Source organism: Massilia sp. CFBP9012 (genome assembly GCF_034045115.1).
GTDB lineage: Bacteria > Pseudomonadota > Gammaproteobacteria > Burkholderiales > Burkholderiaceae_D > Telluria.
In genome coordinates this window covers 340974-365139 of sequence record NZ_JAXCWM010000008.1, presented here as the reverse complement: position 1 = coordinate 365139, position 24166 = coordinate 340974, and the positions used below count along the sequence as shown (strand labels likewise).

Annotated in this window: 21 protein-coding genes; 16 read left to right on the top strand and 5 right to left on the bottom strand. The window is 64.5% G+C overall.

Annotated features, from left to right (window positions below; translation table 11 throughout):
• Nucleotides 1–302: 302 nt before the first annotated feature.
• The 16 genes from gyrA to cysM all read left to right on the top strand — a co-directional run bounded on the left by gyrA (nt 303) and on the right by cysM (nt 18030).
• On the top strand, nt 303–2918 hold the full coding sequence (gene gyrA / locus SOM61_RS15920; RefSeq protein WP_123068045.1) for a DNA gyrase subunit A: 2616 nt from the start codon (nt 303–305) through the stop codon (nt 2916–2918).
• Between the two features lie 89 nt (nt 2919–3007).
• Nucleotides 3008–3580 carry a DUF2059 domain-containing protein gene (locus SOM61_RS15915; RefSeq protein WP_320474981.1) on the top strand — a complete coding sequence of 191 codons (573 nt, stop codon included), beginning with the start codon at nt 3008–3010 and terminating at the stop codon, nt 3578–3580.
• A gap of 17 nt (nt 3581–3597) precedes the next feature.
• Nucleotides 3598–4683 carry a 3-phosphoserine/phosphohydroxythreonine transaminase gene (gene serC / locus SOM61_RS15910; protein ID WP_320474980.1) on the top strand — a complete coding sequence of 362 codons (1086 nt, stop codon included), beginning with the start codon at nt 3598–3600 and terminating at the stop codon, nt 4681–4683.
• Between the two features lie 75 nt (nt 4684–4758).
• Nucleotides 4759–5829, top strand: a complete 1071-nt coding sequence (gene pheA, locus SOM61_RS15905; RefSeq protein WP_320474979.1) for a prephenate dehydratase — start codon at nt 4759–4761, stop codon at nt 5827–5829.
• Nucleotides 5830–5847: 18 nt separating this feature from the next.
• On the top strand, nt 5848–6975 hold the full coding sequence (hisC, locus tag SOM61_RS15900) for a histidinol-phosphate transaminase (protein WP_320474978.1): 1128 nt from the start codon (nt 5848–5850) through the stop codon (nt 6973–6975).
• A complete protein-coding gene (locus SOM61_RS15895; protein WP_320474977.1) occupies nt 6976–7884 on the top strand; it encodes a prephenate dehydrogenase in 909 nt (302 codons plus the stop codon).
• Nucleotides 7881–9212 carry a 3-phosphoshikimate 1-carboxyvinyltransferase gene (gene aroA / locus SOM61_RS15890; RefSeq protein ID WP_320474976.1) on the top strand — a complete coding sequence of 444 codons (1332 nt, stop codon included), beginning with the start codon at nt 7881–7883 and terminating at the stop codon, nt 9210–9212. Before SOM61_RS15895 ends, aroA begins: the two co-directional genes overlap by 4 nt.
• 18 nt (nt 9213–9230) lie before the next feature.
• A complete protein-coding gene (gene cmk, locus SOM61_RS15885; protein ID WP_123068053.1) occupies nt 9231–9893 on the top strand; it encodes a (d)CMP kinase in 663 nt (220 codons plus the stop codon).
• 369 nt (nt 9894–10262) lie between these two features.
• Nucleotides 10263–11966, top strand: a complete 1704-nt coding sequence (rpsA, locus tag SOM61_RS15880) for a 30S ribosomal protein S1 (RefSeq protein ID WP_123068054.1) — start codon at nt 10263–10265, stop codon at nt 11964–11966.
• A gap of 28 nt (nt 11967–11994) precedes the next feature.
• Complete coding sequence (locus tag SOM61_RS15875; protein ID WP_005668997.1) at nt 11995–12300, top strand: integration host factor subunit beta; 306 nt, start codon at nt 11995–11997, stop codon at nt 12298–12300.
• 155 nt (nt 12301–12455) lie between these two features.
• Entirely contained in the window at nt 12456–12770 is a 315-nt protein-coding gene (locus tag SOM61_RS15870) for a LapA family protein (RefSeq protein ID WP_320474975.1), read from the top strand.
• A 22-nt stretch (nt 12771–12792) separates the two neighbouring features.
• A complete protein-coding gene (lapB, locus tag SOM61_RS15865) occupies nt 12793–13968 on the top strand; it encodes a lipopolysaccharide assembly protein LapB (RefSeq protein WP_147933890.1) in 1176 nt (391 codons plus the stop codon).
• Nucleotides 13969–13973: 5 nt separating this feature from the next.
• Entirely contained in the window at nt 13974–14951 is a 978-nt protein-coding gene (gene rfaE1, locus SOM61_RS15860; protein ID WP_320474974.1) for a D-glycero-beta-D-manno-heptose-7-phosphate kinase, read from the top strand.
• 109 nt (nt 14952–15060) lie between these two features.
• Nucleotides 15061–15405, top strand: a complete 345-nt coding sequence (locus SOM61_RS15855) for a ComEA family DNA-binding protein (RefSeq protein WP_320474973.1) — start codon at nt 15061–15063, stop codon at nt 15403–15405.
• A 226-nt stretch (nt 15406–15631) separates the two neighbouring features.
• Nucleotides 15632–17005: a M28 family metallopeptidase gene (locus SOM61_RS15850; protein WP_320474972.1), complete on the top strand. Its 1374-nt coding sequence runs from the start codon at nt 15632–15634 to the stop codon at nt 17003–17005.
• Between the two features lie 122 nt (nt 17006–17127).
• Nucleotides 17128–18030, top strand: a complete 903-nt coding sequence (gene cysM, locus SOM61_RS15845) for a cysteine synthase CysM (RefSeq protein WP_147933886.1) — start codon at nt 17128–17130, stop codon at nt 18028–18030.
• Nucleotides 18031–18262: 232 nt separating this feature from the next.
• On the opposite strand, the gene SOM61_RS15840 is transcribed toward cysM, so the two are convergent.
• From SOM61_RS15840 to SOM61_RS15820, 5 genes are all read right to left on the bottom strand, one after another.
• A complete protein-coding gene (locus SOM61_RS15840) occupies nt 18263–18601 on the bottom strand; it encodes a hypothetical protein (protein WP_109344434.1) in 339 nt (112 codons plus the stop codon).
• 453 nt (nt 18602–19054) lie between these two features.
• Entirely contained in the window at nt 19055–20140 is a 1086-nt protein-coding gene (gene mltB / locus SOM61_RS15835; protein WP_320474971.1) for a lytic murein transglycosylase B, read from the bottom strand.
• Complete coding sequence (locus SOM61_RS15830) at nt 20137–22131, bottom strand: transglutaminase TgpA family protein (protein WP_320474970.1); 1995 nt, start codon at nt 22129–22131, stop codon at nt 20137–20139. The genes mltB and SOM61_RS15830 overlap by 4 nt, the downstream gene beginning before the upstream one ends.
• Nucleotides 22128–23156, bottom strand: a complete 1029-nt coding sequence (locus tag SOM61_RS15825) for a DUF58 domain-containing protein (protein ID WP_320474969.1) — start codon at nt 23154–23156, stop codon at nt 22128–22130. Before SOM61_RS15825 ends, SOM61_RS15830 begins: the two co-directional genes overlap by 4 nt.
• Complete coding sequence (locus SOM61_RS15820; RefSeq protein WP_320474968.1) at nt 23156–24076, bottom strand: AAA family ATPase; 921 nt, start codon at nt 24074–24076, stop codon at nt 23156–23158. Before SOM61_RS15820 ends, SOM61_RS15825 begins: the two co-directional genes overlap by 1 nt.
• Between the last annotated feature and the right edge of the window lie 90 nt (nt 24077–24166).

Sequence of the window (24166 nt, the reverse complement as noted above, 5' to 3'; positions counted from 1 at the left end):
TTTCGTATTGTGAAACAAGCAATTGACTTCCTGTCCATTTTGCCACATGCACCAAAATCGCACGACTGCACCCAAATCAAACATCAAGCATTAATTGCTTGACGTTGTTTCGCCGCAACATTTTCTCAAGCGGAGCGGGCTGGGGACGACAATGCTGGAAATTTGGTGCGCATTCCATCGTCCCGCCCTTGATTTCCAGCATCCAGAGTGGGCCTGTCGGAATTGAGCAACTGCTATCTGTCGCATGGTAGAATCGTCCGTTGCAACTTATAACCATCGCCTGAAAGCAGTCGACCCGCCCAATGGATCAATTCGCAAAAGAAACAGTCCCGATTTCCCTCGAAGAAGAGATGCGCAAGAGCTACCTCGATTACGCCATGAGCGTGATCGTGGGCCGTGCGCTGCCGGACGTACGCGACGGCCTGAAGCCGGTGCACCGCCGTGTGCTCTACGCGATGCACGAGATGAACAACGTGTGGAATCGTCCCTACCTCAAGTGCGCGCGCGTCGTCGGCGACACGATGGGTAAATTCCACCCGCACGGCGACTCGTCGATCTACGACACCCTGGTCCGCATGGCCCAGGACTTCTCGCTGCGCTACACCCTGGTCGATGGTCAGGGCAACTTCGGCTCGATCGACGGCGACAGCGCCGCGGCGATGCGTTACACCGAGTGCCGCCTCGACAAGATCGCCGGCGAGATCCTGGCCGACATCGACAAGGACACCGTCGACTTCCAGCCGAACTACGACGGTAAAGAGAAAGAGCCGACGGTCCTGCCGACCCGCATCCCGAACCTCTTGATCAACGGTTCGTCCGGCATCGCGGTCGGCATGGCGACCAATATTCCGCCGCACAATCTGTCCGAAGTGATCGCCGGCGCGATGCACGTGCTGCACAACCCGGATTGCACCATCGACGAGCTGATCGAGCTGATCCCGGCGCCGGACTTCCCGACCGCCGGCATCATCTATGGCGTCTCGGGCGTGCGCGACGGTTACCGCACCGGCCGCGGCCGCGTGGTGATGCGCGCCAAGACCCACTTCGAGGAAGTGGGCCGCGACGGCAACCGCACCGCGATCATCATCGACGAGCTGCCTTACCAGGTAAACAAGAAGTCGCTGCTCGAGCGCATCGCCGAGAACGTGCGCGACAAGAAGCTCGAAGGCATTTCCGACATCCGCGACGAGTCCGATAAATCGGGCATGCGCGTGGTGATCGAGCTCAAGCGCGGTGAAGTGCCGGAAGTTGTGCTGAACAATCTGTACAAGCAGACTCAGCTGCAAGACACCTTCGGCATGAATATGGTGGCGCTGGTCAATGGCCAGCCGAAGCTGCTGAACCTCAAGCAGATGCTCGAGTGCTTCCTGTCGCACCGCCGCGAAGTGGTTACCCGCCGCACCGTGTTCGAACTGCGCAAGGCGCGCGACCGCGGCCACATGCTCGAAGGCCTGGCTGTCGCGCTGGCGAACATCGACGACTTCATCGCCATCATCAAGGCCGCGCCGACTCCGCCGGTCGCCAAGCTCGAGCTGATGGAGCGCAGCTGGGATTCGTCCCTGGTGCGCGAGATGCTCAACCGCACCGAACTGGGCGAGTCCGGCGGTATCGCGGCTTTCCGTCCCGAGCACCTGCCGAAGCACTACGGCATGCAGCAGAGCGGCCTGTACAAGCTGTCGGACGAGCAGGCGCAAGAGATCCTGCAGATGCGCCTGCAGCGCCTGACCGGCCTGGAGCAGGACAAGATCGTCAACGAGTACAAAGAGGTCATGGCCCACATCGCCGACCTGCTCGACATCCTGTCCAAGCCAGAGCGCGTCACCACGATCATCGTCGACGAGATGTCCGCCATCAAGGCCGAGTACGCCGACAATGGCAAGGACACCCGCCGTTCGAGTATCGAGCACAACGCCAGCGACCTCGAGACCGAAGACCTGATCACGCCGCAGGACATGGTGGTGACCCTGTCGCACGCGGGCTACATGAAGGCGCAGCCGATCTCCGAATACCGCGCGCAGAAGCGCGGCGGCCGCGGCAAGCAGGCGACGGCGACCAAGGACGAAGACTGGATCGACCAGCTGTTCATCGCCAATACCCACGACTACATGCTGTGCTTCAGTAACCGTGGCCGCATGTACTGGCTCAAGGTGTGGGAAGTGCCGCAAGGCTCGCGCAACTCGCGCGGCAAGCCGATCGTCAATATGTTCCCGCTGCAGGACAACGAGAAGATCACCGTCGTGCTGCCGCTGCAGGGCGAGAACCGCACCTTCCCCGAAGACCACTACGTCTTCATGTCGACCTCGCTGGGCACGGTCAAGAAGACCCCGCTGCGCGACTTTTCCAACCCACGCAAGGCCGGCATCATCGCGGTCGACCTGGATGAAGGCGACGTGCTGGTCGGCGCCGCGCTCACCGACGGCAAGCACGACGTGATGCTGTTCTCCGACGGCGGCAAGGCCGTGCGCTTCGACGAGAACGACGTGCGTCCGATGGGCCGCACCGCACGCGGCGTGCGCGGCATGAACCTGGAAGAAGGCCAGCAGGTCATCGCGCTGCTGGTGGCCGAGAGCGAAGAGCAGACCGTCCTCACCGCCACCGAGAACGGCTTCGGCAAGCGTACCCCGATCACGGAGTACACCCGCCACGGCCGCGGCACCAAGGGCATGATCGCGATCCAGACCAGCGAGCGTAACGGCAAAGTGGTGGCCGCGACCCTGGTCGAGCCGAGCGACGAGATCATGCTGATCACGACGGGCGGCGTGCTGATCCGCACCCGCGTCTCCGAGATCCGCGAGATGGGTCGCGCGACCCAGGGCGTGACCCTGATCGCGGTCGAGGATGGCACCAAGCTGTCGGGCCTGCAGCGCATCGTCGAGACCGACCTCGAAGAAGTCGAGCTCGAACCGGCGCCGGAATAATGGCGCCCGGGGTGCAGGCGCGCATGTCGACACGCGCGCCTGCACCCTTCGTTCAATTCAAAGGGCGCCAGCGCCCGCTTGGAAAGTCAATGAAAAAAGTCCTCCTCGCCGTGACCTGCGCCGCCGCCTTTGCCGGTGTTTTCCCATCCGCCTTTGCGCAAAGCACCGCCGCTGCTGCGCCGAGCGCGCAGGGGAGCGAGCAGGAGCGCGCCGCCGTCAAGGAATTGCTGGCGGCGATGGATGTGCGCAAGATGATGCTGGCTTCGTTCACCGAGATGGAGAAGGCGCTGCCGCAGATGATGCGCGCGCAGATGACGGCGGTGATCAATGCCGATCCCGCCGCCAGCGACGAGAAGAAGAAGGCCGCCATGGAAAGGGTCGAGCAGGTGCTGCCGGGCGCCGCCGAGGCGATCAACCGCATGTTCCGCGATCCTGCGCTGCTCGACGACATGATGGCCGAAATCGGCCCGCTGTACGCCCGCAATTACAGCGTGTCCGAACTCAAGGAGCTGACCGCCTTCTACCGCACCCCGCTGGGCCAGAAGATGCTGGCCCTGTCGCCGCGCCTGGCCGCCGAGAGCATGGCCGCCGGCCAGCGGGTCGTCGCGCCGCGCCTGAACGGCCTGATGCTGGAAGTGATGCAGAACGCCCAGGCTAAATAAATCGCAGAAAGGACCGCATGACCCACATCTTCAACTTCTCGGCCGGCCCCGCCGTCCTTCCAAAAGAAGTGCTGCTGCAGGCGGCGAGCGAGATGCTCGACTGGCATGGCAGCGGCATGTCGGTGATGGAGATGAGCCATCGCGGTCCAGAATTTTCCAGCATCCACCGCCAGGCGCTGGACGACCTGCGCGAACTGCTGGACGTGCCGGCCAACTATAAAATCCTGTTCCAGCAGGGCGGGGGGCTCGGGCAGAACGCCATCGTTCCCCTCAACCTGGCCGGTCGCCGCAGCGACCCGGTGATCGACTTCGTCCATACCGGTTCGTGGTCGGGCAAGTCGATCAAGGAAGCGGCCCGCTATGCGCGGGTGAACGTCGCCGCCTCGAGCCAGGCCGAAGGTTTTGCCCGCGTGCCGGCGCGCGACGCATGGAAACTGTCGCCAGATGCGGCCTATCTGCACATCTGCACCAACGAGACCATCGACGGCGTCGAATACCCTGACGCGCCGGAAATCAATCCCGATGTGCCGATCGTGGCCGACATGTCCTCGCACATCCTGTCGCGCAAGATCGACGTCTCGAAATATGGCGTGATCTTCGCTGGCGCCCAGAAAAATATCGGGCCGGCCGGCCTGACCCTGGTGATCGTGCGCGAAGACCTGCTCGACTACGCGTCGCCGCAGTGCCCGTCGGCCTTCAACTGGAAGACCTGCGCCGAGCATGACTCGCTGTACAACACGCCGCCGACCTATTCGATCTATATCGCCGGGCTGGTGTTCGCCTGGCTCAAGGCGAATGGTGGCGTGGCGGCGATGGAGCAACGTAATATCGAGAAGGCGCGCCTGCTGTACGAGGCGCTCGACCGCGACGATTTCTACACCAACCGCGTGGCGCCGGAATTCCGTTCGCGCATGAACGTGCCGTTCTACCTGCGCGACGAATCGCTGAACCAGTTATTCCTGACCGGCGCACAAGCGCGCGGTCTGCTGCAACTGAAGGGCCACAAGTCCGTCGGCGGCATGCGGGCATCGATCTACAACGCGATGCCGATCGAGGGCGTACAGGCCCTCGTCGATTATTTGAACGAGTTCGCCGGTCGTTGAGACCCACCCCGGCATGCCGGGGCTTTCAGGCGTGCAGCAGCGGTCAGGCGAACCAATCGACCACACAGCATAACGATGACAGACAAACTCAAACCCCTGCGCGAACGCATCGATGCGATCGACGCGCAAATCCTCTCGCTGTTGAGCGAGCGCGGCAAGGTCGCGCAAGAAGTCGGCCACGTCAAGGCCGAAACCAATGCCCCCGTATTCCGTCCCGAGCGCGAAGCGCAAGTGCTGCGCGGCGTCGCCGACCGCAATCCCGGTCCGCTCAAAAACAAGGACGTGCAGACCATCTTCCGCGAGATCATGTCGTCCTGCCGCGCGCTCGAGAAGCGCGTGACGGTCGCCTATCTGGGCCCGAGCGGCACCTTCAGCGAGCAGGCCGTGTTCCAGCAGTTCGGCACGGCCATTCACACGCTGCCTTGCGTGTCGATCGACGAGGTATTCCGCGCCACCGAGGCCGGCACCGCCGATTTCGGCGTGGTCCCGGTCGAGAACTCGTCGGAAGGCGCGATCAACCGTTCGCTCGACCTGCTGCTGGCCACCACCACCATCATCAGCGGCGAGGTATCGATCGCCGTGCACCACAGCCTGATGACCAAGACCGGTTCGATGGACGGCGTCAAAGTCGTCTGTGCGCATTCGCAGGCGCTGGCCCAGTGCCAGGTCTGGCTCAACCTGCACCACCCTGACGTCGAGCGCCGCGCCGTGGCCTCGAATGCCGAGGCAGCGGTGCTGGCAAGCCAGGATCCGACGGTCGCCGCGATCGCCAGCGAGATGGCGGGCGAGCAGTACCAGCTGGGCGTGGTCCAGGCCCACATCCAGGACGATCCGCACAACCGCACCCGCTTCGTGGTGATCGGCCAGCTGCAGACCGGCCCGTCGGGCAAGGACCGCACCGGCATCGTGCTGGCCGTGCCGAACAAGGCCGGCGCCGTCTACAACCTGCTGGCGCCACTCGAAAAGCATGGCGTGTCGATGACCCGCTTCGAATCGCGCCCGGCGCGCATCGGCACCTGGGAGTACTACTTCTACGTCGATATCGAGGGCCATGTGCATGACGCCGCGGTCGCGCGCGCGCTCGCGGAACTCAAGGACAACGCCGCCTTCTTCAAGGTGCTGGGCTCCTACCCGCAAAGCCTTTAACAAATAGAGAGAGACACCATGTCGAAATTCGGTCCAGAATACGTCCGCGCCATCGCCCCTTACCAGGCCGGCAAACCCATCGCCGAAGTCGCCCGCGAGTTCGGCCTCGACGAAGCGACCATCGTCAAGCTGGCTTCCAACGAGAATCCTTTCGGCCTGCCGGAATCGAGCCGCGCCGCGATGCTCGAAGCCGCCGCCGATCTCGGCCGCTACCCGGACGCCAACGGCTTCGAACTCAAGACCGCGCTGTCGCAGCGCTACGACGTGCCGCTCGAGTGGATCACCCTGGGCAACGGCAGCAACGACATCCTGGAAATCGCCGCCCACGCCTTCGTGCAAAAAGGCGAGGCGGTGGTCTATTCGCAGTATTCGTTCGCGGTGTACGCGCTGGCCACGCAGGGCGTGGGCGGACGCGCCATCGTGGTCCCGAGCTTGGACTACGGCCACGACCTGGATGCGATGGCCGCCGCCATCGATGCCGATACGCGCCTGGTCTACGTCGCCAACCCGAACAACCCGACCGGCACCTTCATCCCGGCCGCACAGGTCGAAGCCTTCCTGCAGAAAGTGCCGGCCAACGTGGTCGTGGTGCTGGACGAAGCGTATAACGAATACCTGGCGCCGGAACACCAGTTCGAGTCGAGCGCCTGGGTGCGCAAATACCCGAACCTGATCGTCTCGCGCACCTTCTCCAAGGCCTACGGCCTGGCCGGCTTGCGCGTGGGCTTCGCCATCGCCCAGCCGGAAGTGACGGACCTGATGAACCGCATTCGCCAGCCGTTCAACGTCAACTCGCTGGCGCAGGCCGCCGCGATCGCCGCGCTGAACGACAAGGAGTTCCTCGCCAAAGGTGCGCAGAACAACGCCGAGGGCTACAAGCAGATGATCGCCGCCTTCGAAGAACTCAAGCTCGAGTATGTGCCGTCGTTCGGCAACTTCGTCCTGGTCAAGGTCGGCAATGACGACCAGGCCGGCGCGCGCGTGAACACGGCGCTGCTCAAGCAGGGCGTGATCGTGCGTCCGGTCGGCGCCTATGGCTTGCCGCAGTGGCTGCGCATCTCGATCGGCCTGCCGCAAGAAAACGCAGCCTTCATCGAGGCACTAAAGCGAGCGCTCTCGACGGAGAGCGCGAGCGCGCGAGGCTGAATGCTGGCTAAAGTCGTTATCGTCGGCGTCGGCCTGATCGGCGGCTCGTTCGCGCTGGCGCTCAAGAACGCCGGCCAGGTGGGCGAGGTGGTCGGCATCGGCCGCCACCCGGAGGCACTGGCGCGTGCGCTGGAGCTGGGCATCGTCGACCGCATCACCGAGGATTATGCCGACGCGCTGCGCGGCGCGGATCTCGTGCTGCTGGCCGCACCGGTGGCCCAGACCGGGGCCATCCTGTCAGCGCTGCTGCCGCACCTCGAGCCGCAGACGGTCGTGACCGACGCCGGCAGCACCAAGTGCGACGTGGTCGCCGCCGCGCGCGCGGTGCTGGGGGGGCGGGTGCACCAGTTCGTGCCGGGCCACCCGATCGCGGGCAGCGAATCGAACGGCCCCGACGCCGCACTGGCCGGCCTGTACCAGGGCAAGAAGTGCGTGCTGACGCCGCTGCCTGAGAATGCGGCGCACGACGTCGAGAAAGTCGCCGGCGCCTGGCGCGCCTGCGGCGCCGTGATCCACACGCTCAGCCCCGACGACCATGACCGCGTGTTCGCCGCCGTCAGCCATTTGCCGCACCTGCTGGCCTATGCGCTGGTGGACGACATCGCCGCCAAGCCCCATGCCGACATGCTGTTCCAGTACGCCGCCAGCGGTTTCCGCGACTTCACGCGCATCGCCGGTTCGTCGCCCGAGATGTGGCGCGACATCAGCCTGGCCAACCGCGCCGCACTGCTTACCGAGCTGGATGCATATCTGGCACAATTGACGTCGATGCGGGCCATGCTTGCGGCCGCAGACGGCGTCGGCTTGCAAGGAATCTACGCGACCGCCCAGCGCGCCCGCCGCGAATGGCAAGAGGCCATCGAAGCCGGCTCGCCCGAACGGCGTTTGCCCAATCAGGAAAACACATGACGCAGCAAAAACACTACCCGCAGCATATCGACCTCGAGCCCGTGCTGCATGCGAGAGGAGCCGTGCGGCTGCCGGGTTCCAAGTCCATCTCGAACCGCACGCTGCTGCTGGCCGCGCTGTCCGAGGGCACGACCACAATCCACGACCTGCTGGCCTCGGACGACACCATGGTGATGCTGGGCGCGCTGCGTTCGCTGGGCATCCAGTGGATTGAGGTCGACGAGCGCACCGTGGTCGTGCACGGCAATGGCGGCGAGCTGCCGAACCATGAGGCTGATCTGTTCATGGGCAATGCCGGCACCGCGATCCGCCCGCTGACGGCCGCCCTGGCCGTGATCGGCGGCGACTACACGCTGCATGGCGTCTCGCGCATGCACGAGCGTCCAATCGGCGACCTGGTCGACGCGCTGAACGAAGTCGGCGCCCAGATCGAGTACACGGGCGAGCAGGGCTTCCCGCCGCTGCGCATCCGCCGTGGTCGCGTCAACCCGCAGCGCATCGCCGTGCGCGGCAATGTGTCGAGCCAGTTCCTGACCGCGCTGCTGATGTCGGCGCCGCTGATGGCCAAGACCCATCCGGTGGCGATCGACGTCGTCGGCGAGCTGATTTCGAAGCCCTATATCGAGATCACCCTGAACCTGATGCGCCGCTTCGGCGTCGAGGTCGAGCAGAACGGCTGGTCCTCGTTCACCGTGCATCCGGGCCAGCGCTATCAAAGTCCCGGCACCATCCACGTCGAGGGCGACGCTTCGTCGGCATCTTACTTCCTGGCGGCCGGTGCGATCGCCGGCGGTCCGGTGCGGGTGGAAGGTGTGGGTGAACACAGCATCCAGGGCGACGTGCGCTTTGCCGATGCGCTGGAGCGCATGGGCGCCATCATTACCCGCGGCGACAACTGGATCGAGGCGAGGTCGAATGGCGTGCTGAAAGCCATCGACGCCGATTTCAACCACATCCCGGATGCGGCGATGACGATCGCGGTGGCGGCGCTGTACGCCGACGGCCCGAGCACGCTGCGCAATATCGCCAGCTGGCGCGTGAAGGAAACCGACCGCCTGGCGGCGATGGCCACCGAGCTGCGCAAGGTCGGCGCCGAAGTGGAGGAGGGGCCGGACTACATCCGCATCACCCCGCCGGAAGAACTGAAGCCGGCCACGATCGACACCTACGATGACCACCGCATGGCGATGTGCTTCTCGCTCGCTTCGCTGGACGGCAAGGCGCGCCGCGGCAACGCGATGCGCATCAACGATCCGAAATGCGTCGCCAAGACCTTCCCCGATTATTTTGAAGCGTTCGCGGGCATCGCGCGCGACGAGTTGTTTTAACCGATTGCCAGGATCCGCATGCCGAATTCGAACGTACCAGTCATCACCATCGACGGCCCCACCGCATCCGGCAAGGGGACGGTCGCCAGCCGGGTCGCCGAACGCCTCAGCTTTCATCTGCTCGACTCCGGCGCGCTGTACCGCCTGACAGCGCTGCAGGCGCTGCGGCGCGAGGTCGAACTGCGCGACGAGCACGCGATCGCCAAGCTGGCCGAGCACCTGCCGGCGCGCTTCCAGGGAGAGCATATCTACCTGGCGCAGGAGGACGTGACGCACGCGATCCGGGCCGAGGAGGTGGGCAATATGGCGTCGAAGATTGCGGCGCTGCCGACCGTGCGCCAGGCGCTGTTCGGGCTGCAGCTGGGCTTTCGCCAGACGCCGGGCCTGGTGGCCGACGGGCGCGATATGGGCACCGTGATCTTCCCCACCGCCAAGCTGAAGGTGTTCTTGACCGCAAGTGTTGAGGCCCGTGCGCAACGCAGGTATAAGCAATTGATTGACAAAGGGTTTTCTGCTAATATGAACGACCTCCTGGCAGATTTGCAGGCGAGAGACGAGCGCGACACCAATCGCGCGGTCGCCCCTCTAGCCCCGGCAAGCGATGCGCATCTGCTGGACACGTCCGAAATGGGCGTGGATCAGGCAGTGGAACAGGTCATGGCCTGGTATTCGCAAAAGTAGCCCGGCAAAAGTAATCAAGAAGAGTTTTTAAAGACTTTGAATGGCGTTTATGGTGTTTTCGACGATCGGTTGCAATAGCGGCCGGTAGTCGTCAGCACCTGAACGTCATTCCCGCGCAGGCGGGAATCCAAGTTCGATGCATACCGTTGGCTCGAGTCATCGCCGTGGTGTGCAGGCAAACTTGGGTCCCCGCCTTCGCGGGGACGACGGTTTTTGGGCTGGTGGCGCCGTTCAGCGGTGTTATCGGCGAGAGGCCGGCGTCCTTTGGTGCCTGCAACGCGCTTTTATGTTGCAGGCGTGTTTTAACCCTAACCCAGTTCAGTCCGCAATTTCGTCGGCCTGCTGGTTAACATGAAATATCCCACTTTTATGTCTACTGCAACTCAAGATACCGGTATGGAAAGCTTCGCAGCCCTCTTCGAGGAATCGCTGCAACGTCAAGACATGCGTTCGGGCGAAGTCATCTCGGCTGAAGTCGTGCGCCTGGATCACAACTTCGTGATCGTCAACGCAGGTCTGAAATCGGAAGCCTTCATCCCGGTCGAAGAATTCAAGAACGACCAGGGCGAACTGGAAGTTCAAATCGGCGATTTCGTTTCCGTGGCTATCGAGTCGCTGGAAAACGGCTTCGGCGACACCATCCTGTCGCGCGACAAAGCCAAGCGTCTGGCTTCGTGGCTGGCACTGGAAAAAGCGATGGAATCGGGCGAAATCGTCACCGGTACCGTCAACGGTAAAGTCAAAGGCGGCCTGACCGTCCTGACCAACGGCATCCGCGCCTTCCTGCCGGGTTCGCTGGTTGACACCCGTCCAGTCAAGGACACCACCCCGTTCGAAGGCAAGACCCTCGAATTCAAGGTCATCAAGCTGGACCGCAAGCGCAACAACGTCGTGCTGTCGCGTCGTGCCGTCATCGAAGCATCGATGGGCGAAGAGCGCGCGAAGCTGATGGAAACCCTGAAAGAAGGCACCGTGGTTACCGGCGTCGTCAAGAACATCACCGACTACGGTGCGTTCGTTGACCTGGGCGGCATCGACGGCCTGCTGCACATCACCGACCTGGCATGGCGTCGCGTGCGTCACCCGTCGGAAGTCCTGTCGGTTGGCCAAGAGATCACCGCTAAAGTCCTGAAATACGATCAAGAGAAGAACCGTGTTTCGCTGGGCGTGAAGCAACTGGGCGATGACCCATGGACCGGTCTGTCGCGTCGTTACCCACAAGGCACCCGCCTGTTCGGTAAAGTCACCAACCTCACCGACTACGGCGCGTTCGTCGAAGTGGAACAAGGCATCGAAGGCCTGGTCCACGTGTCGGAAATGGACTGGACCAACAAGAACGTGGCGCCAAACAAAGTTGTCCAGCTGGGCGACGAAGTGGAAGTCATGGTTCTGGAGATCGACGAAGAGCGTCGCCGTATCTCGCTGGGCATGAAGCAGTGCAAAGCGAACCCATGGGACGACTTCGGCATGACCCACAAGAAGGGCGACAAGGTCAAGGGTTCGATCAAGTCGATCACCGACTTCGGCGTCTTCATCGGCCTGCCAGGCAACATCGATGGCCTGGTCCACCTGTCGGATCTGTCGTGGACCGAAGCCGGCGAAGAAGCCGTGCGTCGCTTCAAGAAAGGCGACGAGCTGGAAGCAGTCGTCCTGGCAATCGACGTCGAGCGCGAGCGTGTTTCGCTGGGCGTGAAGCAGCTGGAAGGCGACCCTTTCAACAACTTCGCTTCGCTGAACGACAAGGGCACCCTGGTCACCGGCACCGTGAAATCGGTTGAGCCAAAAGGCGCCGTGATCGCTCTCTCCGAAGAAGTCGAAGGCTACCTGCGCGCTTCGGAAATCGCACGCGACCGCGTGGAAGATGCCGGCACCCACCTGAAAGTGGGCGACAGCGTCGAAGCCCTGGTCATCAACATCGATCGCAAGGCTCGCAGCATCCAGCTGTCGATCAAGGCGAAAGACAATGTTGACACCCAGGAAGCAATGAGCAAGCTGGCCAACGACAACAGCGCAGCTTCGGGCACCACCAGCCTGGGCGCACTGCTCAAAGCCAAGTTCGACAACAAAAACTAATCAGGCTAACCCCTGACTGGAGCGGCAGATGACCAAATCCGAGCTGATCAACCGACTGGCTGAGCGTTATTCCCAGCTGGTGGCGAAGGATGCGGAGTTTGCTGTCAAGACCATCCTCGATGCGATGACCAACGCCCTGGCGACCGGGCAGCGCATCGAGATCCGTGGTTTCGGCAGCTTCTCGCTGAACAGCCGTCCTCCGCGCATCGGACGCAATCCGAAGTCCGGCGACAAGGTGATGGTGCCCGAAAAACGGGTGCCGCACTTCAAGCCGGGCAAGCAGTTGCGCGAGCGGGTGGATGCGATGGTCGGGCAACCGATCATCAACGATTAGTCGTCGAGCAGTCCCGAAAAACGGCATCCGCGAGGGTGCCGTTTTTTTTTCGCCTCTCTCCGATCGCCATCGGGCCCACGTCCGGTGTCATTTTGAAATATCATGGCGAATATGCGACACTTCGCCCTCACACCATTCTCCAGCGGAACCTGCTGATGAAATTCGTCTCGACCATCGTCGGAATCGTCCTGTTCATTCTCTTCTTTGGCTTTGCCCTGAAGAACACCCAGGAAGTCGACCTGCATTTCTTCCTGCAATATGAATTGCGCGGCCCGCTGGTGCTGATGCTGCTGGCCTTCTTCGTGGCAGGCGCCGCCTTCGGCATCATGGCGCTGGCCCCGACCGTGTTCCGCCAGCGTCGCGAGAAGTGGCTGAACAAGATCACCATCCAGTCCCTGCAAAGCGCCGCCGGCACCGGCAATGCGCCGCCGGCGCCGGACAGCGTGACCCCGCCTGCACCGCGGCCCTGAACAATAAGAAAACAAGAACTCCATGGAATTTGAACTCTGGATGCTGCTTGGCATCCCATTCTTCTTTGGCCTAGGCTGGCTTGCTGCCCGGGTCGACATCAACGAACTGGTCTCCGAATCGCGCACCTTGCCACGCGGTTATTTCAAGGGCCTCAACCACCTGCTGAACGACCAGCCGGATAAAGCCATCGATTCCTTCATCGAGATCGTCAAGCTCGACCCTGAATCGGCCGATATGCATTTTGCCCTCGGCAACCTGTTCCGCCGCCGCGGCGAAACCGAGCGCGCCATCCGCGTGCACCAGAACCTGCTGGCGCGGCCCGACCTGCCAGCCGAGGACAAGGCGCACGCGCAGTACGAGCTCGGCATCGACTACCTGAAGGCCGGCCTGCTGGACCGCGCCGAGGAAACCTTCAACCAGCTGGTCGACACCTCGTACGCGGTCAAGGCGCGCCGTTCGCTGCTCGAGATCTACCAGCGCGAGAAGGAATGGAAGCGCGCCATCGCGGCCGCCGAAGGCCTGCAGGATTCGGGCGCCGGCTCGCGCCAGAAGGAAATCGCCCAGTTCTATTGTGAACTGGCCCAGGACGCGCTGGTGCATACGGCGCCGAGCGACGCCATGCAACTGCTCGACAAGGCCCTGGAAGCCGACCGCCACAGCGTGCGCGCCACCATCCTGCGCGGCGACGCGCAGCTGGCCCAGGGCGACGTCGAAGAGGCGCTCAAGACCTGGCGCCGCGTCGAGCAGCAGAGCGTGCCGCACGTGGCCCTGGTGGCCGCGCGCCTGATGGATGGCTACCGCAAGGTGGGCCGCCCGCAGGAAGGCGTCAACCTGCTCAAGTCCTACCTGGCCGAGGCCTCGTCGATCGACCTGATCGAAGTCGTGTTCAAGGCCGTCATCGAGCTCGATGGCGTGCAGGCGGCCAAGGAACTGGTGGTCGAAGAGCTGCGCCGCAATCCAACCCTGCTGGGCCTGGATAAGCTGCTGGAAGCGCGCCTGATGGATGCGCCGGCGAATATCTGGGAAGAGCTGTCGATGGTCAAGAACCTGGTGCAGCGCTATACCCAGAAGCTGGCGCGCTACCAGTGCAGCCACTGCGGCTTCAAGGCGCGCCAGTTCTACTGGCACTGCCCGGGGTGCAACCGCTGGGATTCCTACCCGCCGCGCCGCACCGAAGAACTGAATGTGATGAACTGAGCACCATGAACAAGCCGACTCCAAGCCGCCTGCTGGTGGCCGACGACTTCCGCCAGCAGGCGGCCCCGCAACTGTCTTCCGTGCGCCTGCTGGTGGTGGGCGACGTCATGCTCGACCGCTATTGGTTCGGCGACGTCGCGCGCATCTCTCCCGAGGCCCCGGTGCCCGTGGTGCGCATCCAGAAGCGCGAAGAGCGCCTGGGCGGCGCCGCCAACGTGGCGCGCAACGCCGCCGCGCTCGGCGCCCACACGGGCCTCTTGGGCGTGGCTGGCGCCGACGAGGCGGGCGACCAGATGGAGCAATTGCTGCAGGATGGAGGCATCCACAGCTACCTCAAGCGCGACGAGGCGATCTCGACCATCATCAAGCTGCGCGTGATCGGCCGCCAGCAGCAGATGGTGCGCATCGACTTCGAGGATGCGCCGACCGAGAACGTCCTGCGCGACAAGCTCACCCAGTTCAAGGCGCTGCTGCCGGACTACGACGTCATCATCCTGTCCGACTACAACAAGGGTTCCCTGGTCAATGTGGCCGAGATGATCGCCCTGGCGCGCGCCGCCGGCAAGATCGTGCTGGTCGATCCGAAGGGCGACGATTTCACGCCGTACCGGGGCGCGAGCATCCTGACCCCGAACCGCTCCGAACTGCAGCACGTGGTCGGTGGCTGGAAAACCGAAGAACAATTGCTCGAGAAAGCGCAGAAGCTGCGCGAGGAGCTGGGCCTGGATGCTCTGCTGCTGACCCGTTCCGAAGAGGGCATGAGCCTGTTCACGCAGGACGAGGTGCTGCACGTGCATGCCGATGCGCGCGAAGTGTTCGACGTCTCGGGCGCGGGCGACACCGTGATCGCCACGCTCGCCACCATGCTCGGCGCCAAGGCGCCGCTGGCCGAGGCGCTGGTGACCGCCAACCGTGCCGGCGGTATCGTGGTCGGCAAGCTGGGCACGGCAACCGTGACCCGCGAGGAGCTGTTTCCTGCCTGACGCTTGATCGCGCTCAGTCCCCGGACCCTAACAAGAGCCGGGGTCATCCGTCTAAGTGAACACCGGCGGCGCCCTGCCGTCGGGAGTATTCACTTACGGAGAACATTCAATGATCAAGAAACTGATGCTGGCGCTCGCCACGCTGGTCGCCTCGGCCGGCTTCGCCTTTGCCCAGGTCGACGTCAACAAGGCCGACGCCGCGGCGCTCGATGGGGTAAAGGGCGTGGGACCGAGCATGTCCAAGGCCATCCTGGACGAACGCGCCAAGGGCGAATTCAAGGACTGGGCCGACCTGCAGGGGCGCATCAAGGGCCTGGGCGATAAAAAGGCCGCCAAGCTGTCCGAGGCCGGCCTGGTGGTCAATGGCAAGGGCAAGGAGGGCGCCGCTGCGGCCAAACCTGTCGCAAAAGACGCCAAGCCGAGCCAGACGGCCGATGCCAAGGCCGCAACGTAGGTTCGCTACCGCCTGAACGTCATTCCCGCGCAGGCGGGAATCCAAGGCGCATGCGCTGCCGTTAGGGCATGCCTGATCGACTGCTCGGCCGCACTTGGGTTCCCGCCTCCGCGGGAACGACGCGGCAAGGCAATATGACATGTATTGACTGACATCCGCACGGGCGCATGGCAAGATGTGCAAGCTCATCTGTTACAGCTTGCACATCAATACCAGAAAGGTAACCATGCCTCACGCCCGTGTTTCCACCGCCTTGCTGGCGGCCCTGCTGGCCGCGTCCGCGACGGCTTCCGCCGCCACCCCGGCCCAGCCGAACATCACCGCCCAGCAAGCCCAAATCAACAAGATCCTGGGCGAAATTTCGCAGAAGCGTATCGAAAGCCATATCCGCAAGCTGGTCAGCTTCGGCACCCGTCACACGATGTCGGAAACCGAATCCGAGACGCGCGGCATCGGCGCGGCGCGGCGCTGGATCAAGGCCGAGCTGGAGCGCTGCGGCGCCGGCACGCCCTTGCAGGTGGCGTTCGACAGCCATGTGGCGCCGGTCTCGGCGCGCATTTCGAAGCCGACCGAGATCGTCAACGTGGTCGCGACCCTGCCGGGCACGCAGGCCGCCTCGAAAGACCGCATGTATGTGGTCAGCGGCCACTACGACTCGCGAGCCTCGGACGTGATGGATGCAACGTCGGACGCGCCAGGCGCCAACGACGACGCCTCGGGCACCGCCGCCATCATGGAACTGGCCTGCGTGATGGCCAAGTACAAGTTCGACGCCACGCTCGTGTTCATGGCCGTCGCGGCCGAAGAGCAAGGCCTGATCGGCGCGCGCCACTGGGCGACCCAGGCGCGCGAAAAAGGCTGGAACGTGGCCGGCATGTTCACCAACGATATCATCGGCAGCTCGCGCGGCGACGATGGCAAGGTCGACGATAAATCCGTGCGCCTGTTCGCCCAGAGCATTCCGGCGACCAAGGAAATGAGCGAAGCCGTGCGCCAGCTGGTGGCCACCGGCGGCGAGAACGATTCGATCTCGCGCCAGCTCGCGCGCCACACCAAGGAGCAGGGCGAGCGCTACGTGAAGGGCTTCAAGGTCAGCGTTATCCAGCGCCACGACCGCTACCTGCGCGGCGGCGACCACATGCCATTCCTGGAGCAGGGCTATGCCGCATTGCGCTTCACCGAGCCGGCCGAGAACTTTGACCACCAGCACCAGGACCTGCGCACCGAGAACGGCAAGGTGTTTGGCGACACCATCGACCATGTCGACTTCCGTTACGTTGCCAACGTGACCAAGGTGAATGGCGCCGCCATGGCGTCGCTGGCGCTGGCGCCATCCGCGCCGCAGGAAGTGAAGCTGCGCACCGCGGGTCTCACCAACGATTCGACCCTGGTGTGGAGGGCCAATGCCGAACCCGACCTGGCCGGCTACCGTCTCGTGTGGCGCGACACGACCAGCGCCAACTGGGAAGGCTCGAAGTGGGTCGGCAACGTGACGGAAGCGACCGTGGACCTGTCGAAGGACAATGTATTCTTCGGCGTGCAGGCGATCGACAAGGATGGCAACGTCAGCCCGGCCACGTATCCCTTGCCGCTGCGCTAAACGTCCTGCCTGTAAATTGACGGGGCGGGCATCGGTGGACAGGTCCACCGATGTCCGCCCCGACGCCGTATTGCTTCTCAGATTAAAATGGCGCTTTGGTATCGCAAGGAATAGAGAAAGCAATGGCTTACAAGACCATCGAAGCCACGATCGGCAACACGCCGCTCGTGCAGCTGCAGCGCCTGCCTGGCGCCGACATCGCGGCCCGCAACAACATCATCCTGGGCAAGCTGGAAGGCAATAACCCGGCCGGCTCGGTGAAGGACCGCGCCGCCATGTCGATGCTGCGCGGCGCCGAACTGCGCGGCCAGATCAAGCCGGGCGACACGCTGATCGAAGCTACCAGCGGCAATACCGGCATCGCGCTGGCGATGGCGGCCGCGATCCTCGGCTACAAGATGATCCTCCTGATGCCCGACAACCTGTCGGTCGAGCGCCGCCAGAGCATGGCCGCGTATGGCGCGCAGATCATCCTGACGCCGAAATCGGGCGGCATGGAATACGCGCGCGACATGGCCGAGCAGATGCAGAAGGATGGCCAGGGCATCATCCTCGACCAGTTCGCCAACTTCGACAATCCGCGCGCGCACTACGAGACCACCGGCCCGGAAATCTGGCGCGACACTGAAGGCCGCGTCACGCACTTCGTCAGCGCCATGGGCACCACCGGCACCATCATGGGCGTGTCGCGCTACCTGAAGGAACAGAACGAGGCCATCCGCATCGTCGGCGCCCAGCCCGAAGAGGGCTCGTCGATCCCGGGCATCCGCAAATGGCCTGAGGCCTATCTGCCGAAGATCTTCGAGTCGGCGCGCGTCGACCAGGTCGAGAACGTGAACCAGGCCTCGGCCGAGCAGATGGCGCGCCGCATGGCGGCCGAAGAAGGCATCTTCTGCGGCATCTCGGCCGCCGGCGCCTGCGAAGTGGCGCTGCGCATCGCCCAGACGGTGGAAAACGCGACCATTGTGTTCGTGGTGTGCGACCGCGGCGACCGATACCTGTCGACCGGCGTTTTCCCCGCCTGAACGGCGCCACGAAATGAAAAGGCCGCCTGGGTTGCAGGCGGCCTTGTTGTATCAGTCGCTGTGACTGCGTAGACCGTTCAGTTGGCATGTCGCCGACGATATCCGGTCGTCCGCCAATGCGGCGGCTCGTACACCCGCGCGGGCGTACGCACTACTCATCCGGCGGCGCGCAAGGCGCCGCCCATCCTGTCAAGACAGAAGCCAGGGCGCCAACTGCCGCGCCCGCGACGACTCAGTCTTTCGAAGCAGGAACCGCGCCTTCTTTAGGCTTGAACTGCTTGTCGCTGATGCGGAACTTCGCACGGCGATCGCCCATCAGGTAGCGCAGGTCGCGGATCGACAGGTCGCTCACTTCGTGCATGCGGATCAGCAGCGAAGCGCCGACCGGCAGGCGGTGGTGGCGGATCTTTGAGATCACTGGCGGCGCCACTTCGAGTGCGCGCGACAGCGCTGCGTCGTTCTTCAGGCGCAGGTTCTCGATCAGGGTATCGAGCAGGCGGTTCGGGTTGTACTGAAGCAGCTCATCGCCTTCCGAATCGCTGTTCATATCAATGCCGACTTGGTTAGTCATGATTCAAATTCCTATCTGGGGTTGAAACGGAGTCGGTGGCGGCGTTCGATTCCGGAAGTTTAATTTCGTAATTTTCTATTCAATTGTACAACTATTTTTATTCCGATACTCATGAGCAAGTCGGAATCATTTCTCTCACCTCGGATTTTGTTGTCTCATTGCAACAATAGCCGCAATGCAATTCTCTCACAAAGTCACTAGAGAAATATATTGTTTTTTGTTTAAGTACTAGTGTACGGGCATCCAGCATTTGATGCCGCACGGTACGAGATTTGCTGATGAAATGGAAAGAAAAAGGGGGGTATGTTGCTATCAGTGCTATTTTTGTCACGGACACAACAATGTTGTCGGCGGATACCCCTGGGGGGTATGTAGGATAATGCCTACGACCAACGGAAGGAGAAAGCGGGAAACCTGTTACAAAGGATTACAAAGTTTCCCGTTAGGAAAGAGTCAGTTGGGCCGTGCCGCACGCACCGCGCGCCCCAGGTCGACGACCGACATGGCATAGAAGTAACTGCGATTGTATTTTGTGATGGCATAGAAGTTATCGTTAGCCACCCAATATTCTGTTGCTTCGGCGCCATTCTGCAGGTCGATCAGGCCGTACAGGCGGTCGCCCGCCAGCGCCGTGCCCGTGACCACGCCAGCTTCGCGCAGTTCTTCCGGACGCAGGGTCGCGCTCAGGCCGCGCCCGAGCAAGCCTTCCCAGGCGCGCGTGGGCGACACGTCGGCCGCGAACACGGTCGGGCCGCGGTGCTCGGCATTCCAGCCGTGCTGGACCAGGAAGTTGGCCACGCTGCCGATCGCATCGGTGGCCGAACCGCGCAGGTCGACCCGGCCGTCGCTGTCGAAGTCGACGCCGTACTTGAGGATATTGCTCGGCATGAACTGCGGCATTCCGACCGCGCCGGCGAACGAACCCAGCAGCGAGAACGGATCGTAGCCGCGCTCGCGCGCCAGCACCAGTGTATTGGCCAGCTCTTCGCGGAAGAACGCCTTGCGCGCGGCCTGGTTCGGCGCTTCCGGATAGGCGAAGGCGAGCGTGGTCAGGCTGTCCAGCACGCGGAACTTGCCGGTATCGCGGCCATAGATGGTCTCGATGCCGATGATGCCGACGATGATCTCGGCCGGCACGCCATAGGCCGCCTCGGCGCGCGCCAGCGCGTCAAAGTTCTCGTTCCAGAAGCGCACGCCCGCGCGGATGCGGATCGGCTCGATGAAGCGCGCGCTATAGGCTTGCCAGTTCTTCGGCTTGCCCGGTGGCGCCGGCTTGACCAGCTGCACGGCGCGGTCGATGAAACGGACCTGGCCGAACAGGGTATGCAGGGCCTCGCGTTCGAAGCCGTGCTGCGTGACCATCTCTTCGATGAACTCGCGCACCGGCAGCCATTCGACGAAGTTCACGTGTTCGGGGTCCTGGTCGGCAGAGGCCGTCATGGCGGCTTGCGTTGCGGTGGACTGGGGAGCGGCGAGGGCATCGCCATGCGCGCCGGCGGCAAGCGCGAGCGCGGAAAACAGGATTGCGATCGATTTCATCTGACTTGCGACAATAAGCTTTTCAAGGTGGCGTTAAGCCGGGGATCGGTTGTCGGGGGCGCGTAGCGCCAGGCGCTGTAACGACGCAGGAATTCCTGTGCCGCCGCGCGTGTTTGCGGCGCCAGTTCGCTGGCGCCGGCGACCCGCGCCGCGTAGGCGCTCGGTCCTTCGTCCTGCGCGCGCGCCAGGCCCAGCTGGCCGAGACGCTTGCACAGGGTCGAGTATAGAGCATCGACCGGGTGGATTTCCCGACGCCGGCGCAAAAAGACCAGCAAGGCCAGGCCCAGGGCAACAGACGTTAGCAGAGCGATAAAAGGCCAGCCGAACAGCTTGCGCTGCAGGTCGCGCACGACGTCGCGCTGGCGCTCGGGCGTATAGTTGAGCACCCACTGGTTCCAGCCATTGTTGACGGCGCCGACGGCGTTGCGCAGCTGGGCCAGCCACGCATTGGCGCCGCCCTGGAAGGGATTCATGCCGCGCAGCGCCTCGATGCCGAAGGGGGCCGGGCGCGGCACCGAGGCGTCCAGGCCGCGCCGCACGCGCTCGGGCGCTACCGCCGCGGTGGGGTCGACCCGCTGCCAGCCGATCCCCGCGATCCAGACTTCGGCCCAGGCATGGGCATCGGACTGGCGCACCGTCATGAAGCCGTCGAGCGGATTGGTCTCGCCGCCCTGGTAGCCGGTCACCACGCGCGCCGGCACGCCCGCCGCGCGCATCAGGAACACGAAGGCGCCCGAATAGTGTTCGCAAAAGCCCGAGCGGGTGCCGTACAGGAATTCGTCGACCGAGTGCCGGCCCAGCAGCGGCGGCGCCAGCGTGTATTCGAAGGGCTGCTCGCGGAACTGCGCCAGCACCGCCTCGACCCGCTGCACTGGATCGGGAAGCCGGCGCAGCGCGCGCCCGGCGGCCAGCGCGCGCGGGTTGAAGCCATACGGGAGCAGCAGCCAGCGGCCGGCGTCGTCCAGGGTCGGGCCGCCCTGGAAAGCGAATTGCAGGTGCGAGCTGGCGCGATAGCGCACCCGGCTGCTGAGCGCGTCGTTCGCCGTCAGCTCGAACTGCGGCGAGAGGCGCAATTCGTGGCCCGCCACCTGCGGCAGCTCGCCCGGCATCTCCAGCGTAAACACCCAGCGCGACTGCGAGGGTTCCAGCGTGACCTCGTAGTCGATCGCATCGCCATGTACCGCCAGGTGCAGGTCGCGGCCCGAAGCCTGGCTGGCGCCGCGCGACCAGGTCAGGCCGTCGAAGAAATCGAGCACCGGGCCGCGCCAGTAGAGCTGGGACTGCATCGGGGGCGGCGTCATGAAGCGCACGCGGAAGGCCGGTTCCTCGGACAGGGCCAGGTTCGACATCTGGCCCGGCGCCATCGTGTCCGACAGGCCCGAGCGCGAGCCGCTGCCGGCATCGCCCGCCATGCTCCACAGCGGGCCGTGGATGCGCGGGAAGACCACGAACAGCACGATCGCGATCGGCAGCGCGAAGGCCAGCGTGCGGCCGGCCATCGCCAGGCGCGTGCGCAGTGGCGGCACGGCGCCCGTGAACTGGAACGACAGCTGGGTCGCCAGCAATAGCAGCACCGAGGCCACGGTCAGCAGGGCGGTGCCGATGCCCTGGGAATAGAAGAAGTTGGTCAGCACCAGGAAGAAGCACAGGAAGATCACGACGAACAGGTCGCGGCGCGCATGCATCTCGAGCATCTTGAAGGCGACCAGCAGCACCAGCATCGCCACCCCGGCATCCTTGCCGAGCAGGGTCTCGTAGCTGAACTGCACGCCGGCCATGGCGGCCACCGCCACCGGCAACAGTATCAGGGCCGGCGGCATGCGCTTGCCGCGCAGGGTGATCGCGGCGCGCCAGGCCAGGGTCGCGCCGCACAGCAGCGAGACCCAGAGCGGCAGGTGCAGGGTGTGCGGCGCCAGCACCAGCACCGCGCTGCCCAGCAGCAGCAGGGTGTCGGCCTTGTCGCGGGTGAGCGGCGTCGCCAGCAGCTTCATGCGAGCCCCTCATCGATCCCATGGAGCGCCAGCGCGCGCAGGCAGGCCGCCTGGTGGGCCGCGCCCAGGGCGGCGTCAAACCGCAGCGCGCCAAGGCGGAAGGCATAGGGCAGGGCGCGGCTTTCCGCCTCCAGCACCCAGCGCGTCAGGCGCGACAGGCGCAGCTCCAGGTCGAGCGTGGCGGGCAAGGCATCGAAGTCGAGCACCAGCTCGTCGCCTCCGCCACCCTCGAAATGCTTCGACACCAGGGCGCCGACGATACTGGGATCGAGCCGCGCGATCTGGCGCCAGGCCAGCTGGCGCGGCGAGTCGCCGGCCTGGTAGTTGCGCACGCCGGCGAAATCGTCGTGGCCAGCCGCGCGCAGGCTGCTGCCGCTGCCGCTGCCGCCGCCCAGCGGCAGGCCTGGTGCGCCATCCTCGGGACGCGGATAGACCAGGGCGCGCGCGGCCGGGCGCCAGTAGCTCCAGGCGTTGAACAGGCCGAGCGGAAAATGCGTCGACAGCTTGACCCGGGCCGGCGCCAGCCAGCCGCGCTGCAGGGTCGGCACCGACAGGGCCAGGATCGCATGGGTGCCGGGCGCGATGTCGGCCACGTGGCGCGGTTCAGTCAGATTGGCGGCGTCGGCAAAATCGGCGCGGATGGCGTAGCGCGCCAGGCGCGTGCGGTTGAAGACCTGCAGCTCGAACTGGACTTCCTGGCCGGCGAACACGGGCGCGACCCGGCCCTGCTGCAGGGCCAGGTGCGCCAGGTTGCGGTAGGTGGCGACCATGTCCACCAGCGCGCATGACAGCGCGAGAAAGGTCAGGCCGAAGCCCAGGCCCAGCGCATAATTGATCGAGCCGATCAACAGCACCGCCAGCAGCAGGGCAAAGCCCAGGCCGGCCCGGGTGGGCAGGATGAACACGCGGCGCTGGCTGATGACCACCTCGCCGGTGTCCAGCTGGCCGGCGCGCGGCAGCCATGCGCCGGTCGCACGGCGCAGCCGCCCGCGCAACCCCTGGACCTTCTGGACCGCCTGCGCCATCAGACCGGGACCGCCTTCTGCAACTGCAGCACCAGGTCGCGGCTGGCCAGCGCGGTGCCGTGGGCGGCGCGCAGGGGCCGCAGCCGGTGCGCGCAGACAGGCACCAGCACGGCCTGGATGTCTTCGGGGATCACGTGGTCGCGCCCTTCCAGCGCGGCCCAGGCGCGGCCGGCCTGCAGCAGGGCGATCGCGGCGCGCGGCGACAGGCCTTCGGCGAACAGGCCGTTCTGGCGCGAGGCCTGGGCCAGGGCCTGTACGTAGGTGACCAGGCTGTTCGACGCGTGGATCTCGCGCAGCTGGCGCTGGGCCTGCGCCAGTTGCTCGGGCAGCATGGCCGGCTGCAGGGTCTTCAACATGCTCCGCCGGTCTTCGCCCATCAGCAGCGCGCGCTCGGCGGCGGCGTCCGGGTAGCCCAGGCTCAGGCACATCAAAAAGCGGTCGAGCTGCGACTCGGGCAGCGGGAACACGCCGACCTGGTTGGCCGGGTTCTGGGTCGCGATCACAAAGAAGGGCTCGGGCAGCGGGCGCGTGACGCCGTCGGCCGACACCTGGCGCTCTTCCATCGCCTCGAGCAGGCCCGACTGGGTCTTGGGCGTGGCGCGGTTGATCTCGTCGGCCAGCAGCACCTGGGTAAAGATCGGGCCGGGGTGGAATACGAACTCGTTCTTGTCGCGCTCGTAGACCGAGATGCCGGCCACGTCGGCCGGCAGCAGGTCGCTGGTGAACTGGACCCGGTTGAAGCGCAGGCCGAGCGAAATCGCCAGCGCATGCGCCAGGGTGGTCTTGCCGACGCCAGGCAGGTCGTCCAGCAGCAGGTGGCCGCCGGCCAGCATGCAGGTCAGGGCCAGGCGCACCTGCTGGTCCTTGCCGACTACGACCTCGTTGACCTGGCGTGCGACGGCGTGCAATTTGTTGAACATGGATTTCCCGTGGTTGGTCGATGCGTCTGCGTTACGGCGGCGGCTGAGCGTAGCCGTGGCATGCCGTGGTAGATTAGTGCCATTGGCAAG

Coding starts and splice junctions, on each gene's coding strand:
- SOM61_RS15820 (WP_320474968.1), bottom strand. CDS start 24,076: ATGTTCAACAAATTGCACGCCGTCGCACGCCAGGTCAACGAGGTCGTA.
- SOM61_RS15915 (WP_320474981.1), top strand. CDS start 3,008: ATGAAAAAAGTCCTCCTCGCCGTGACCTGCGCCGCCGCCTTTGCCGGT.
- pheA (WP_320474979.1), top strand. CDS start 4,759: ATGACAGACAAACTCAAACCCCTGCGCGAACGCATCGATGCGATCGAC.
- serC (WP_320474980.1), top strand. CDS start 3,598: ATGACCCACATCTTCAACTTCTCGGCCGGCCCCGCCGTCCTTCCAAAA.
- mltB (WP_320474971.1), bottom strand. CDS start 20,140: ATGAAATCGATCGCAATCCTGTTTTCCGCGCTCGCGCTTGCCGCCGGC.
- lapB (WP_147933890.1), top strand. CDS start 12,793: ATGGAATTTGAACTCTGGATGCTGCTTGGCATCCCATTCTTCTTTGGC.
- SOM61_RS15825 (WP_320474969.1), bottom strand. CDS start 23,156: ATGGCGCAGGCGGTCCAGAAGGTCCAGGGGTTGCGCGGGCGGCTGCGC.
- rpsA (WP_123068054.1), top strand. CDS start 10,263: ATGTCTACTGCAACTCAAGATACCGGTATGGAAAGCTTCGCAGCCCTC.
- aroA (WP_320474976.1), top strand. CDS start 7,881: ATGACGCAGCAAAAACACTACCCGCAGCATATCGACCTCGAGCCCGTG.
- SOM61_RS15850 (WP_320474972.1), top strand. CDS start 15,632: ATGCCTCACGCCCGTGTTTCCACCGCCTTGCTGGCGGCCCTGCTGGCC.
- SOM61_RS15830 (WP_320474970.1), bottom strand. CDS start 22,131: ATGAAGCTGCTGGCGACGCCGCTCACCCGCGACAAGGCCGACACCCTG.
- cmk (WP_123068053.1), top strand. CDS start 9,231: ATGCCGAATTCGAACGTACCAGTCATCACCATCGACGGCCCCACCGCA.
- SOM61_RS15855 (WP_320474973.1), top strand. CDS start 15,061: ATGATCAAGAAACTGATGCTGGCGCTCGCCACGCTGGTCGCCTCGGCC.
- SOM61_RS15875 (WP_005668997.1), top strand. CDS start 11,995: ATGACCAAATCCGAGCTGATCAACCGACTGGCTGAGCGTTATTCCCAG.
- SOM61_RS15840 (WP_109344434.1), bottom strand. CDS start 18,601: ATGACTAACCAAGTCGGCATTGATATGAACAGCGATTCGGAAGGCGAT.
- rfaE1 (WP_320474974.1), top strand. CDS start 13,974: ATGAACAAGCCGACTCCAAGCCGCCTGCTGGTGGCCGACGACTTCCGC.
- SOM61_RS15895 (WP_320474977.1), top strand. CDS start 6,976: ATGCTGGCTAAAGTCGTTATCGTCGGCGTCGGCCTGATCGGCGGCTCG.
- gyrA (WP_123068045.1), top strand. CDS start 303: ATGGATCAATTCGCAAAAGAAACAGTCCCGATTTCCCTCGAAGAAGAG.
- cysM (WP_147933886.1), top strand. CDS start 17,128: ATGGCTTACAAGACCATCGAAGCCACGATCGGCAACACGCCGCTCGTG.
- SOM61_RS15870 (WP_320474975.1), top strand. CDS start 12,456: ATGAAATTCGTCTCGACCATCGTCGGAATCGTCCTGTTCATTCTCTTC.
- hisC (WP_320474978.1), top strand. CDS start 5,848: ATGTCGAAATTCGGTCCAGAATACGTCCGCGCCATCGCCCCTTACCAG.